The sequence below is a fragment of the Devosia sp. ZW T5_3 genome (genome assembly GCF_044987315.1).
Classification (GTDB): Bacteria; Pseudomonadota; Alphaproteobacteria; order Rhizobiales; family Devosiaceae; genus Devosia.
This window is the reverse complement of the sequence record NZ_JBJDRE010000011.1, coordinates 165023-178493: the sequence shown is the minus strand read 5'-3', so window position 1 is coordinate 178493 and position 13471 is coordinate 165023. Positions and strand designations below refer to the sequence as shown.

15 protein-coding genes and 1 pseudogene are annotated in these 13471 nt (G+C 61.9%); 6 read left to right on the top strand and 10 right to left on the bottom strand.

Going from position 1 to position 13471, the window contains the following annotated elements:
- The 4 genes and pseudogenes from ACI3KW_RS15280 to rimP all read right to left on the bottom strand — a co-directional run.
- Positions 1–644: pseudogene (locus ACI3KW_RS15280) on the bottom strand (hypothetical protein); the annotation flags it as partial.
- A 14-nt stretch (positions 645–658) separates the two neighbouring features.
- Entirely contained in the window at positions 659–1339 is a 681-nt protein-coding gene (locus ACI3KW_RS15275) for an RNA-binding protein (RefSeq protein ID WP_113123545.1), read from the bottom strand.
- A 23-nt stretch (positions 1340–1362) separates the two neighbouring features.
- Positions 1363–2961 carry a transcription termination factor NusA gene (gene nusA / locus ACI3KW_RS15270; protein ID WP_113123544.1) on the bottom strand — a complete coding sequence of 533 codons (1599 nt, stop codon included), beginning with the start codon at positions 2959–2961 and terminating at the stop codon, positions 1363–1365.
- Positions 2962–3585: a ribosome maturation factor RimP gene (gene rimP / locus ACI3KW_RS15265; RefSeq protein WP_113123543.1), complete on the bottom strand. Its 624-nt coding sequence runs from the start codon at positions 3583–3585 to the stop codon at positions 2962–2964.
- Positions 3586–4201: 616 nt separating this feature from the next.
- Here rimP and ACI3KW_RS15260 point away from each other — a divergent pair.
- A complete protein-coding gene (locus ACI3KW_RS15260) occupies positions 4202–4489 on the top strand; it encodes a hypothetical protein (RefSeq protein ID WP_113123542.1) in 288 nt (95 codons plus the stop codon).
- Between the two features lie 55 nt (positions 4490–4544).
- Here the strand turns inward: ACI3KW_RS15260 and ACI3KW_RS15255 are convergent, their stop codons facing one another.
- From ACI3KW_RS15255 to lnt, 4 genes are all read right to left on the bottom strand, one after another.
- Complete coding sequence (locus ACI3KW_RS15255) at positions 4545–4931, bottom strand: helix-turn-helix domain-containing protein (protein WP_262170724.1); 387 nt, start codon at positions 4929–4931, stop codon at positions 4545–4547.
- Between the two features lie 132 nt (positions 4932–5063).
- Positions 5064–5768, bottom strand: a complete 705-nt coding sequence (gene trmB / locus ACI3KW_RS15250) for a tRNA (guanosine(46)-N7)-methyltransferase TrmB (RefSeq protein ID WP_404848768.1) — start codon at positions 5766–5768, stop codon at positions 5064–5066.
- 85 nt (positions 5769–5853) lie between these two features.
- Positions 5854–7110, bottom strand: a complete 1257-nt coding sequence (gene metK / locus ACI3KW_RS15245; RefSeq protein ID WP_404848767.1) for a methionine adenosyltransferase — start codon at positions 7108–7110, stop codon at positions 5854–5856.
- 143 nt (positions 7111–7253) lie between these two features.
- A complete protein-coding gene (gene lnt / locus ACI3KW_RS15240; RefSeq protein WP_404848766.1) occupies positions 7254–8870 on the bottom strand; it encodes an apolipoprotein N-acyltransferase in 1617 nt (538 codons plus the stop codon).
- 113 nt (positions 8871–8983) lie between these two features.
- Here lnt and tsaB point away from each other — a divergent pair, with 113 nt between their 5' ends.
- From tsaB to ACI3KW_RS15215, 5 genes are all read left to right on the top strand, one after another.
- Positions 8984–9595, top strand: coding sequence for a tRNA (adenosine(37)-N6)-threonylcarbamoyltransferase complex dimerization subunit type 1 TsaB (gene tsaB, locus ACI3KW_RS15235; RefSeq protein ID WP_404848765.1), 612 nt, complete (start codon positions 8984–8986; stop codon positions 9593–9595).
- Entirely contained in the window at positions 9592–10071 is a 480-nt protein-coding gene (rimI, locus tag ACI3KW_RS15230; RefSeq protein WP_404848764.1) for a ribosomal protein S18-alanine N-acetyltransferase, read from the top strand. Before tsaB ends, rimI begins: the two co-directional genes overlap by 4 nt.
- 33 nt (positions 10072–10104) lie before the next feature.
- Positions 10105–10545: a Fur family transcriptional regulator gene (locus ACI3KW_RS15225; RefSeq protein WP_113123535.1), complete on the top strand. Its 441-nt coding sequence runs from the start codon at positions 10105–10107 to the stop codon at positions 10543–10545.
- Positions 10542–11345: a lysophospholipid acyltransferase family protein gene (locus ACI3KW_RS15220; protein ID WP_404848763.1), complete on the top strand. Its 804-nt coding sequence runs from the start codon at positions 10542–10544 to the stop codon at positions 11343–11345. Before ACI3KW_RS15225 ends, ACI3KW_RS15220 begins: the two co-directional genes overlap by 4 nt.
- Positions 11346–11429: 84 nt before the next feature.
- Positions 11430–11690 carry a hypothetical protein gene (locus tag ACI3KW_RS15215; RefSeq protein WP_404848762.1) on the top strand — a complete coding sequence of 87 codons (261 nt, stop codon included), beginning with the start codon at positions 11430–11432 and terminating at the stop codon, positions 11688–11690.
- On the opposite strand, the gene ACI3KW_RS15210 is transcribed toward ACI3KW_RS15215, so the two are convergent.
- Both ACI3KW_RS15210 and pncB read right to left on the bottom strand, forming a co-directional pair.
- Positions 11687–11947 carry a hypothetical protein gene (locus tag ACI3KW_RS15210; protein WP_404848761.1) on the bottom strand — a complete coding sequence of 87 codons (261 nt, stop codon included), beginning with the start codon at positions 11945–11947 and terminating at the stop codon, positions 11687–11689. The two genes, ACI3KW_RS15215 and ACI3KW_RS15210, sit on opposite strands and share 4 nt — an antisense overlap.
- Before the next feature lie 128 nt (positions 11948–12075).
- Entirely contained in the window at positions 12076–13386 is a 1311-nt protein-coding gene (gene pncB / locus ACI3KW_RS15205; RefSeq protein WP_404848760.1) for a nicotinate phosphoribosyltransferase, read from the bottom strand.
- Positions 13387–13471 lie beyond the last annotated feature (85 nt).

Here is a 13471-nt window from a genome sequence, read left to right as displayed (position 1 = left end):
TTGCTGGGGCGCTCGACCCGCGGCGGGCGCGGTGGCTGGCCAGGACGGCCGGCGACGACGCGCACGCTGGACGGGCCGGCATTGCGCTGGCTGGCCGGGGTCACCGGCTCGGCGGGCTCTGCTGGCGCCTGCGGAGCGGCGGCCTGTTCGGGCTGCGCTTCGGCCACGGGTGCCGGCGCTTCGACCGGGCTGGCCTCGGGCTCGGCAGCCTGACGGCGCTCTTCTTCCTGGCGGGCGGCTTCTTCGCGAATCTGGCGGCGGCGCGCATCGTCCTCGATGCGGCGGGCCTCTTCAGCCGCAAAGCGCTCGCGATCCTCAGCCTGACGGGCGCCGGCAAGAGCCAGTGCCTGGCGCCGGGCTTCGGCTTCAGCCGCGCTCAGGCCAAGTGGCGCACGCTGCTGGGCGGCCGGACGGCTCTGCTGGGGGCGCTGACCCTGGGAGGGGACAGACGATTGCGGGCGCTGCGGCGCGCCGGATGGAGCACCGGGTGTCGGTACGCGGCGGGTGCGCTTTTCGACGACCACTGTGCTGCGCGACGGTGCACGCGACATGCCGGGGCGATTGCCCAGGCCCGGGCCGCCCTTGAGTGTCAGCGTCTTCTTGGCGCCAGTGTCGTCCGTGCGCTTGTCGTCGTTATCAGCCATACTTCTCGCGTCTCTCAAACTTGTCCGTTCGGCAAAAGGTCACCGTCAACCGCATGGCGGCCGGTGCCTTCATCCGTCGGTTTGGCGGTATAAAGGGCCAGTCTTCGGGCCTTTTCTACCGCCGCTTGGGCTGCCGCCCCTCTCGTTAGGGCAGCATGTATCACATTTTCGAGTCCAAGTGCCAAACCCAATTGCTCAGAACTGAGCAATTCGAAATGGGGCACCTCAAAGCCCGAAATCCCCTCCTCGCGGGCCGCGTGATGCAGGGCCTTCAATGGGCCCACCATCTTGCTGCGCCCATCGGCGGAGGCATCGCTCGCGGTGATCAGCGCGATCAGCTTGCCCGTATCGAGCAAGCCGCGCACCTTCATCGCGCCGCTGATGAACTGCCCGGCCTTTCTGGCCATGCTGAGCGCGCCAAGATAGCGCTGCACCAGCCGCAATTCCGTCAGCCCGGCCAGGTCCTCGGGCAGGACAACCTCGGTCTTGAGGCTGCGCGCGAAGACCTTCTTCTTGACCGCCTCGGCCACCGCATCGCGGCTGAGGCTGATCCATACGCCCCGACCTTCGGCTTTCGCCTCGGTATCGGGCACCAGTACCCCATCGGGGCCGAGCACGAAGCGGATCAATTCCGCTACCGGCTTTTCGGCCCTGGTGAGGGCACACATGCGGCTCGTTTCTTCGCGCTGGGCCATCTTGCCCTCCCGCTCGGAACCGATCAGGCCGTGGCCTCGTCGGTGAATTCACCTTCGTCGGCGGCCGGCAGGTCTTCGGCATTGATCCAGCCAGCCTTGATACGGGCCTGCAGGATCATGTCTTCGGCTTCCTCGCGTGACACGGGGAAATCCTTGAACGTGCCTTCGAAGCGCTTGGTCTCGCCGTCCTTGCGTTCGGACCAGCCCACCAGATCGTCGGCGGCGCAACCGGCGAAATCTTCCACCGTCTTGACGCCGTCCTTGCCCAGGGCAACCAGCATGGACGCATTGAGCCCGGCAATCTCGTAGAGCTCGTCCTCGACACCCAGCGCCTTGCGCTCTTCGTCAAACGCGCGGTCGATCTCGGCCAGATATTCGACGGCGCGGTTCTGGATTTCGCCAGCCGTTTCTTCGTCGAAGCCTTCGATCGAGGCGATTTCATTGGGTTCGATATAGGCCAGTTCCTCGACCGAGGAGAAGCCTTCCGAAGCCAATAGTTGGGCAACCATCTCGTCAACATCAAGGGCATTCATGAACAAAGTCGAGCGTTCGGTGAATTCCTTCTGGCGGCGTTCGCTCTCTTCCTGCTCGGTCAGGATGTCGATATCCCAGCCGATCAGCTGCGAAGCGAGGCGCACATTCTGGCCACGACGGCCAATGGCCAGCGAGAGCTGTTCATCGGGAACCACGACTTCGATGCGCTCGGCCTGCTCGTCCAGCACCACCTTGGCCACATCGGCCGGCTGCAATGCAGAAACCACGAGATCGGCAATGGTGTCGGTCCAGGGAATGATGTCGATCTTTTCGCCCTGCAATTCGGCCACCACGGCCTGCACGCGGCTACCACGCATACCGACGCAAGCGCCGACGGGATCGATCGAGCTATCCGACGAAGTCACGGCAATCTTGGCGCGCGAACCCGGATCGCGGGCGATCGAGCGGATGGTGATCACGCCATCATAGATTTCGGGCACTTCCTGCATGAACAGCTTGGCCATGAACTGCGGATGGGTGCGGCTCAGGAAAATCTGCGGACCGCGCTGTTCGCGGCGCACGTCATAGACATAGGCACGCACGCGATCGCCATAGCGGAACATTTCGCGCGGGATCAGCTCGTCGCGGCGGATAATGGCTTCGCCACGACCCAGATCGACGATGACATTGCCATATTCGACGCGCTTGACGCTCCCGTTGACGATCTCGCCAATGCGGCCGAAATATTCTTCATACATGCGGTCGCGCTCGGCATCGCGCACCTTCTGCACGATAACCTGCTTGGCCGACTGGGCGGCGATGCGGCCGAATTCCATCGGCGGCAGCGGCTCGGTCAGGAAATCGCCGACCTTGGCTTCCGGCGACTTGAGCTGGGCGGTCTTGAGATCAACCTGACGGCTGGTTTCCTCGACCTGGTCGACGATTTCGAGCAGACGCCACATGCGGGTTTCGCCCGAGCGCGGATTGATCTCGACCTTGATCTCGGTTTCGGCGCCATAGCGACCCTTGGCAGCCTTTTCCATGGCGTCCTGCATCGCCTCGATCACGACCATGCGGTCGATCGACTTTTCACGGGCAACGGCATCTGCGATCTGCAAAAGCTCGAGGCGGTTCGCGCTGACTGCCATTTAATGTGTCTCCTTGGAGATATCTTCGTCGTCATTGGCGGCGATTTCGACCGTTTCGGTCTCATCGTCGTCGATCGGGTGGAGTTCCTGGTCGAGCCGCGCCTTTTCCATGAGGGCGTCGGTCATCACCAATTTGGCGTCGGCCAGGGTGGTAAAGAGCAGGCGATGGTCGGGATCGGTCCCGGCCGGCGCGTCGGGCAGGGTGATGGTCACCGCCTCGGCATCGGTCGCCTTGATGAAGCCACGATAACGCTTGCGGCCATTGATCATGTCGGAAAGCTCGATCTTGGCTTCGTGCCCGATATGGGCTTCGAAATCACGCCGGCGCACCAGCGGCCGGTCGATACCGGGCGAGCTGACTTCCAGATGATATTCGCGCTCGATCGGGTCTTCCACGTCGAGCACGGGCGAGAGGTCCTTGGAGAGCGCCTCGCAATCCATGATGGTGAAGCGAGCATGCTCGTCCTCCGCCATGATCTGCAGCGTGCAGCCATTTTCCTGGGTCACCTTGATGCGCACCAGCGAAAAGCCCAGGCCATTGGCCACGGGTTCGACGATGCGGGCGATCCGGGCTTCCAGGCCCGTTTCCTTGATGTAGCGTTTCTCTGTAAGATCGAAACCCATGGGTCCCTTCGGATAATAAAAAAGAGCGGGGCCGGGCGGCTCCCACTCTGCAAACTGCCAGAGATGTTGTTCGCCTATATAGCGCCGTTGGCGCCATACCGCAAGGGTGGGGGAGGAGCGCTCCCGTTTCAACACGCCATATATAAGGTCGATCAAAGGCCGGCAGCTTCCTGGTCGCTCCGCGGCGGCGTCGTCATTGTGTCATGCAACGACCATAAGAGGCGTTCGCCGGGTCCGCCCAACCCCGCAAATGCTCCCGCAAGAGCCCTCGCCAGACAAAAAGTGAAATTTTTTCGATTTTTCATTGGCGGTGTTTTCGCGCGTTTCGAGAGCGATTTCGGCCCCAGAATTTTGGATTTTGCGGGCCCGTTTGAGAGCAGAATGGCTTGGCTCAAGCTGGCCCGAACCACCGCAAAGCCCCGCCATTGCTGATCGTGTCGCGGGGGAAACATGGTGGCGTGGAAGAAACCTAGTTACACCGGAAGCGCTTGATTTCCTTAGTAAAACCCTCTGAACGAGTTTTCGAATTTCAAGGGGCAAGCGCATAAATTTGAGGGCTTGTCGTTGTTCGACAATGGTCCCATTTCCAGGGTGTTCAAACGAAAGGAACACTAAAATGATCAAGAACACAATGCTTGCCCTGGTTGCCGCTGCTGGTCTCGTTGGCGTGGCTCTTCCCACTTATGCCAGCGATTCGCTGACCTCCTCGTTCTCCTCGCATGACAATGGCGGCTACAGTACCTGGGACGCTCAGGTTGACGTTGCCAAGCTGCGCGAAAAGGGCATCAATGCCGTCTCTGCTGAAGACTGGAATGGTTATGTGCGTGCCTTCGTCTCCGACGAATCCGGCAAGCAGACCATGAAGTATTTCGACCGCGACACCCTGGCACCGGTTAACCTGTAACCGTGCCGGTTCTGCTCCAGGCGCCGCCGGATTGCCGGCGACGCCCGGATAACTCTCAGCTGCTGGAGATCAGCCTTATGGCTGGATCACCGGCGGCCGAGTCGAAACGATGCCGGGCCGCCTCCACCGCCACGCGGTTGCGGGCGGCAAACTGGCGCCAACCGTCGGCCAGCTCCAGAAATTCGCGGCCCAGATTGGTCAATTCATAATCGACCCGCGGCGGAATGGTGGGAAAGATGGTACGCGAGACGAAACCGTCGCGCTCCAGTTCGCGCAGGGTGACGGTCAGCGTCTTCTGCGATATCTCGCCAATGCCACGCCGCAATTCGCTGAAGCGCCGCGTTTCGCTGCGCAATTGCATGACCACGACCAGGGTCCATTTGCCCGGCTTGACCACAAGCCGATCGTGATCGACCCCATGGCTGGCAGATAATGCTGACATGACGAAACCTCGCTGACGCTGGCGGAACTTCGCATATGGGGCTGAATCCGGCCGGTTCTAGGTCAGTGTTCGATTAAACTTTGACATGGCAGCTATTCAGCCTGTTCGCTTGCAGCGAACGATCAATTGGTGTCAACGGCGCGGAAAGCTGAAATAAAAGCTGACCATGCGCCCCTCGCGCCGAGCCTTTTGCTCATAACGCGTCGCCTGCCAGCCCTCATAAGGCTCGTGCCAGCCGCCCGGCCGTTCGGGCAGAAAGGCGAAATCGGGCGAGCGCACGATATGGGCCAGCGTCCAATTGGCGTAGTCCTCGATATCACTGGCAAAGTGAAACAGCCCGCCCGGGCGGATCACCCGCGCCAATTCCTTCAGCGTCGTCGGGGAGACGAAACGGCGCTTGTGGTGGCGCGTTTTGGGCCAGGGATCGGGATAGAGCAGATAAATCTCGTCGATCGAGGCATCCGGCAATTCGAACAGCAGCTTGAGCGCATCATCGGTGAAGAGGCGGATATTGCCTAGGTTCTCGGCAGCAATGGTCTGCACCATCTTGCCAATGCCCCCGGTAAATACCTCGCAACCGATATAACCCGTCTTGGGGTGCCGGCTGGCCTCGAGCGCCAGATGCTCGCCCCCGCCATAGCCGATTTCGATGATGAGCTTTTCTGCCGCGGGGAAAAGGCTCTTTGGATCGAGCTTGCCGTCAAGCTTGATTTCAAGATCGGGCAGGGTGGCGTCGAACACGGCCTGCTGGCCGCCATGCAGCTTCTTGCCGGAGCGGCGGCCAAAAAAGGCACGGGGTTCACCCGAGCGGGTTTTGGGAAGCTGATGGTCGGTCATTGCGGCTACCGTCAAAGAAAACAGGGCTCCCCCGCTTTCGCGGGGAATAGCCCTGTCGTTAGCACAAGCCAATAGCGGCTGCAGATTATTTCACTGCGGCCTTGAGGGCCGCGACCAGATCGGTCTTTTCCCAGGAGAAGCTGCCGTCGCGGCCCGCCTTGCGGCCGAAATGGCCATAGGCCGAGGTCTTGGCATAGATGGGCTTGTTGAGATCAAGATGGGTGCGGATGCCGCGCGGGGTCAGGTCCATGACCTTGGCCAGCGCCAGTTCCACCACTGCCTCATCCACCTTGCCGGTGCCGTGCAGATCGACATAGATCGAAAGCGGCTGCGCCACGCCGATGGCATAGCTGAGCTGGATGGTGGCGCGATCGGCCAGGCCGGCGGCCACCACATTCTTGGCCAGGTAGCGCGCCGCATAGGCCGCCGAGCGGTCCACCTTGGTCGGGTCCTTGCCCGAAAACGCGCCGCCGCCATGCGGGGCCGCGCCACCATAGGTGTCGACAATGATCTTGCGGCCGGTGAGGCCCGCATCGCCATCGGGACCGCCGACGACGAACTTGCCAGTCGGGTTGACGTGCCACACCGTGGCGTCATCGATCCAGCCATCGGGCAGGGCCTCGCGAATATAGGGCTCGACGATGACGCGTACATCGGCCGAAGTCAGGCTCTCGTCCAGATGCTGGGTCGAGAGCACGATCTGGGTGACGCCCACCGGCTTGCCATCGACGTAACGCACGGTCACCTGGCTCTTGGCATCGGGCCCAAGCTTACCGGCCGGGCCGTGATTGGCCTTGCGTGCCGTGGTCAGGGTCTCGAGAATCTTGTGGGCGTAATAGATCGGGGCGGGGAGCAGTTCGGGCGTCTCGCGGCTGGCATAGCCGAACATGATGCCCTGATCGCCTGCGCCCACATCCTTGTTGCCCGATTCGTCGACGCCCTGCGCGATATCGGCCGATTGGCCATGCAGCAGCACGTCGATCTTGGCAGTCTTCCAGTGGAAGCCGGATTGTTCGTAACCGATGGCGCGGATCGCCTTGCGGGCAGTCGACTTGAACTTGGACGGGTTCACCAGCGGATGGCCGGCAGCGTCCTTGAGGATGGCGCCATCCTTGCCCTTCTTGAGCAGGGTTTCGGGCACGCGCACTTCACCGGCAATGATGACGCGATTGGTGGTGGCCAGCGTTTCGCAGGCGATACGGACCTGGGAGGGGTCCATGCCGGCCTTCTTGGCCTCGCGGAACACCAGATCGACGATTTCGTCGGAGATGCGATCGCAAACCTTGTCGGGATGACCTTCGGATACCGATTCCGAAGTGAAGAGATAAGACGACCGCGCCACACTATCCTCGAATCTGTCGAAAACTGCCAAAAATGAGCTATTCGGGCTGGTTTTTGACACTTGGGCGACGCGCGGTCAAGCGGATATAAAGAAAGCTTGATATGTCTGGGCCATTGCAAGCGGAATGGTTTGGCGCGTCTCGCCTAGCTGGTCCGCCGCTTGCGGCCCCGGCGCGACACTGCCAGCGATACCAGCAGTCCCGCCCCCAGCACGATCAGCAGCAGCCAATAGCGCACCTGCGAGAAAACCGTGCCGGCCAGCCGCTGGTCGGGGCGCACATCGAGCGCCGCCATCTGCATGGGCGCCAGCTCGGCGGTGATGCGACCCAGCGGGTCGGTGGCAAAGGTGAGGCCCGAATTGGCGGCGCGGATCAGGCTCATGCCTTCTTCGACGGCCCGGACCCGGGCGTGGTGGGCATGCTGGGCCGGACCGATGGAGCCGTCGAACCAGGCGTCATTGGTGATGTTGAGGATATATTGCGCGCCTGCGGTATCACCCAGATCGCCGGAAAACAGGATTTCGTAGCAGATCAGCGCCAGGAATTTTGGGGTATTGGGCAGGCTCATCAGCCGCCGCCTTGCATCCCCATGCCCCCAGCCTTCGGCGCCCGGCACGAATTGCTTGATGCCCAGCCGGCCGAAGAATTCCTGGAACGGCAGGAACTCGCCGAATGGCACCAGATGGGATTTGTCATAGGACGCCACCACTTCGCCATTGCTGTCGATGGCGAGCAGGGAATTGAACGGCTGCCCGGCGCTTTTGGCGTCGCCCGGCTCATATTGCTGGCGCGGCGCCCCGGCCAGCAGCATGGCCCCATCGGGCAGCATGCGGGCAATGCGCGCCAAGGCGTCTGGATAGGTCGAAAGGAAGAAGGGCAGGCTCGATTCGGGCCAGACCAGATGGGTGATATCGGCCAGGCCCTGGTCTTGCGGGCTCATCCGCATGTCCGACAGCATGATCAGCCGATCGATCAGCGCTACCGGATCGGCATTGCCCCAATCGGCATGCTCGTAGACCATGGGCTGCACCAGCCGCATCGACACATCCTGGCGCGGTGTCGCGGTGGTGCCGGCCAGCCGATTGTAGCCATAGCCCAGTTGCGCTGCGATGACGCCCAGGGCGAGAAAGAACGGCAAGAGCCGCCGGCTGAGCGGACGATTATCGGCCGGCCAGATCAGCGCCGGCGTCATGGCCAGCAAAGCCGCGACAAAGGTCAGTCCATAAATGCCGATCACCGAGGTGATCTGCATCATCTCGTCATTGGGCGTCAGCGCATAACCGAGCAGATCGAAGGGAAAGCCGGTCAGCACATGGCCGCGCGCCCATTCGGCAATGGTGACGAAGGTGGCCAGCGTCACGATCCGCCAGGGGCCATGGCTCCACAACAGATGCGCCAGCGCGCTGCCGACACCCCAGAAAAACGCGATCAGCGCCGCCAGCGCCAGAATGGCGAAGGGCATCAGCGCAATCATTATTCCGCCATCGACGAAAAAGGCCGCGCCCAGCCAGTGGAAAGCCACGGTGAAATAGCCCCAGCCGAAGGCAAAGCCGATGCTGAAGGCCGGGCCGAACAGAAGCCGCAGCCCGCTCTTGCGCTCGGCGCCATCGAGGCACCAGACCCAGATGGGGAAGGCAACAAACAGCGCGGGAACGACAAACAGCGGTGGGATGGAGAGGCCGGCCAGAGCGCCCGCTACCACCAGCAGCAGGAAACGCCGCCAGCCATGGCTGAGCATTGCGGTCTCGGCCAGCCAGGTCATCGGAACGCTGTCATCGAATCAGGGCGCATGGGGGCAAGCTGGCGATGTCGGCCTGGACAGTCAATGTTGTCCTCTCAGTCGACAATCCCCTGCCGTGGCGCTAGAGCGGTGGCATGAGTGCTCTGCCCATCACCCTTGCCATCGACACAGCCGCGCCGCGCCTGCAATTGGCGCTGCTGCTGGCCGATGGCACAGCCGATATTTCCGTGGACGAAATCGCCACCGGCCACGCCGAATTGATCTTCGAGCGGATCGCGACGCTGCTGGCGCGCAATGGCATTGGCTATCCCGATCTGCAACGCGTCGTGACGACGACCGGCCCCGGCTCGTTCACCGGGCTGCGCATTGGCCTGTCGGCGGCCCGCGGCATTGGGCTGGCGCGCGATATTCCGGTGATCGGCGTACCCAGTCTTTTGGCCCTTTCATTGGCTGGAACGGGCGCGGTCACCGTGCTGCTCGATGCACGGCGTGACGAAGCCTATTTCCAGATTTTTTCGGCCCCCGGCGTGCCGGAGAATGGACCGCAATTGCTGCCCATGGCCGTGGCACAAAAATCCGTGCCAAAAAGTTCGATGCTCCTCACCACGCCCTTTGTCGATATCGCCGCCGTCGCCCGCTATGGCGCCATTGCCGATCCGCTTGCCCATGTGCCCGAGGCTGCCTATGTGCGCGATGCGGATGCCAAACCACAAACGGCCGCGCGGATCGAAAGGCTGAAGTCATGATGAAGCTCTGGATGGCGCCGCAGGGCTTGCATATCGAGCCCGGCCAGACGCGCGACGCCGACGAGCTGGCGCGTATTCACAAGGCGGGCTTTTATCGCGGCTGGCCGCGCGAAGAGTTTTTGTCCTTTTTGTCCGAAGGGACGACCCCGGTCTATGTCGCCTGCGACGCCAAACGCCGTATTGCCGGCTTTGCGCTGGTCCGCATCGCCGCCGATGAGGCCGAATTGCTGACCATTGCGGTGGACCCGAAATGGCGCGGCAAGAAGGTGGGGCAGGCGTTGTTGCGCGCCGCCTTTGAGGATTTGCGCATGAGCCCGGCGCGGCGCATGTTCCTCGAGGTCGACGAGCAGAACGCCCCGGCCGTGCGGCTTTATGGCAAGGAAGGTTTTGCCACTATTTCGAGCCGCAGAGGCTATTATCCGCGGCCCGATGGCAGCGCGGCAACCGCGCTTGTCATGGCGCGCGATCTTGGATAACCCCGAAACGGGCCGACCAGCGGAGCATTTGGCATGAGCAAGACCCAGACCGACCCTACGCTGGAAGAAGCCTGCGTTGCCAAGGGCATGCGCATGACCGACCAGCGCCGGGTCATCGCCCGGGTGATCGAGGATTCCAGCGATCATCCCGATGTCGAAGAGCTCTATCGTCGTGCCTCGGCGATCGACGATCGCATTTCACTCTCCACCGTCTATCGCACCGTCAACCTGTTCGAAGAAGCGGGCCTCGTCACCAAGCACGACTTCAAGGATGGCCGCGCTCGGTTCGAACTGATCCCCGACGAGCACCACGACCATCTGATCGATATCCGCTCCGGCACGGTCATCGAGTTCCGCAACGAGGAAATCGAGGCCATCCAGGACGTCATCGCCAAACGCCTGGGTTATCGGCTGGTCGATCATCGACTCGAACTCTATGCCGTGCCGGTGGAGGGCAAGGATAAGGCCAAATGATCTTTCGCGTGCTGTTCTTCGTCTTCGTTCTCGTGCCGGTGATGATCGTGGTTATCCCGCTGCAGGCTTTGATCAACGCGCTCAAGCTGCCGTTCTGGAATGTGCTGCCGCGCCTGTTTCATCGTATCGGCTGCTTGTTCCTCGGGCTGCGGGTCGAGGTGATCGGCCAGCCGGCGACCGGGCGGGCGACGCTGCTGGTGGCCAACCATATTTCGTGGACCGACATTGTTGCCGTCGGCTCGGTGGCCGATGTCACCTTCGTCGCCAAGCGCGAAGTGGGCGACTGGCCCTTTGTCGGCATGATGGCGCGGCTGCAAAAAACTATTTTCGTCGATCGCACCCGCCGCTCCGATGCCGGCCGCACGGCGCAGGAAATGGGCACGCATATGGCTGACGGAAATGCCGTGCTGCTGTTTGCCGAGGGCCAGTCCGATATCGGCACCCATGTGCTGCCGTTCCGCTCGGCCCTGGTGGGGGCGGCGCAACATGCCATGATCGAAGCCGGCGCCAATGACGTGCTGATCCAGCCGCTGACCATCGCCCATACCAGGCTCCAGGGCCTGCCAGTCAGCCGCAATGAGCGTTCGCTGATCGCCTGGATCAAGTCCAAGTCGGTCAAGCAGAATATCCGTGAGATATTAGGCGGCCCGGTCAAGGAGGTGACTGTGGCCTTCGGTACCCCCATTCCGCTGGGCGAGAATGACAATCGCAAGCAGGTGACCAAGCAGGCCGAGGATCAGGTGCGGACCATGCTGGTGGCGCTCAATCGCGGCCATAAACTGCCGGCACGCGCCGCCTGAGACGGGTTCGATAAAACGCGACGGATTAAGCCTAACGCCAGCCGGCGCTTGGGCGTTAACCTCGCGTTAGCTATAACGCCGTCCATGATGATGGATGTGCAAATCGCCTGGCAGTTGCTGGCAATCTGGACAATCGTGCTGAGCACGATCGTCTGGTTCGTGCGCGATGAGCGCCGACTGGAAGAGGAAAGGGTGCTGGTGCGTGCGGCCCGTTATTATGCGCATGTGCCCAAGCGCCAAAGCATTCGGCCCGAACCCATCCCATTGCCCAAGCTGCGCTCTGGGCCCATCCGCCACAGTGATCGGGCCTATTTTGAGCGAGTTCTGGGCATCGAGCCACGCTAGCTCGCCACACCCACTTCCAGCTGTGACTTGAGCCGGGCCACGATATCGGCGGCCTTGAGCATCAGCGCCATGTCGATATCGGCGTCACTGGCATCGGCGGGCAGGTCGGCCCACACGGAAATCGATAAGTCATGGGTCTGTTCGCGCCCATCACGGGTTTCACTCAGCACCGCGCGGACGCGTCCGGTGGTGCGTCCGGCCAGCCGCGGATGCGCCGCCCGGCTTTGCACTTCGATGTCGATCAGTTGAAAAGTCATACCGGCCCCGAGAGGAGCCCCCATGCAAACGGTAATAGCGGATGGTTCACGGCGGGTTAATCGCCATGGCATGGACTAGCCGATTCTCCACCGCTTTTGCGGGCAGGCTGTTCACTTTTTAGGCGAATTCACACCTTGACGGCGTGCAGCGCCATGCCGGCATCACCAAAAATGCTGAGATAACGGGCAATCTCTTCCGGCGTGCCGGTGGCCTTGGCCGGGTTGTCCGAGAGCTTGACCGCCGGGCGGCCATTGGCTTCGCTGACCTTGGCGACGATGGAGATCGGATCGAGCCCCGGATTGGGGCCATCGGGCGCGCAGCCCTCGAAATCATTGGTGAGGTTGGTGCCCCAGCCAAAGGTCATCCGCACGCGACCGTCGAAATGCAGATAGGCTTCCTCGATCATGTCGACATCGAGCCCATCGGAAAAGATCAGCAGCTTGTCGCGCGGGTCGCGGCCCCGGCTCTGCCACCAGGCAATGATCTTTTCCCCGCCCTCGATGGCCGGCGCGCTATCGGGCCGGAACCCGGTCCAGTCGGCCACCCAATCGGGCGCATTCTTCAAAAAGCTGTCGGTACCGAAGGCATCGGGCAACACGATCTTGAGATTGCCGCCATAATAGCTCTCCCAATCGGTCAGCACCTGATAGGGCGCCGCCTTCAGTGCCTCATCGGTCTGGGCGAGGGCGGCCAGCACCATCGGCAGTTCATGGGCATTGGTGCCCAGGGCTTCCAGGTCATTGTCCATGGCCAGTTTGACGTTGGACGTGCCGGTAAAAGCCTCGCCAATACCTTCCTTGAGCGCTTCGACGCACCAGCGCTGCCAGAGGAAGGAATGGCGGCGGCGGGTGCCGAAATCGGAAATCTTGAGGTCCGGCAGCTTTTGCAGCCGCTCGACCTTTTCCCACATCTTGGCCTTGGCGCGGGCATAGAGCACGTCGAGCGCGAAGGGGCCGTAATTCTTGAGCGCCGCGCGCGAGCGCAATTCATTGATGATCGCGAGCGCGGGGATTTCCCACATCGAGGTCTCGACCCAGAGCCCGGGAAATTCCAGCACGAATTGCCCATCGCGCTGTTCCAGCCGATATTCGGGCAGGCGGAATTCTTCCAGCCATTTGAGAAAGGCCGGCTCGAAAATCTGCTTGGACCCGTAAAAACTGTTACCGGCCAGCCAGATCATTTCCTTTTTGGTGAAGCGCAAAGTGCGGCAATGATCGAGCTGGGCGCGCAATTCATCGATATCGATCTCCTGCGCCAGCTTGACCGATCTGGTGCGGTTGATCAGCGAGAAGCTGGCATTGACCCGCGGGTACAGTCCCCAGATCATCTGCAACATCAAGAGCTTATAGAAATCGGTGTCGAGCAGGCTGCGCACGATCGGGTCGAGCTTCCAGGTGTGGTTATACACCCGCCGGGCAATATCGGTATACGTCGCCATGGCTCGTGGCCCCCCAATGCGCGGCTGGCCTTGTAGCGCGCGCGGCCGGGGATGGAAAGGCGGCGATGGGCAAAGCCGTCCAGTT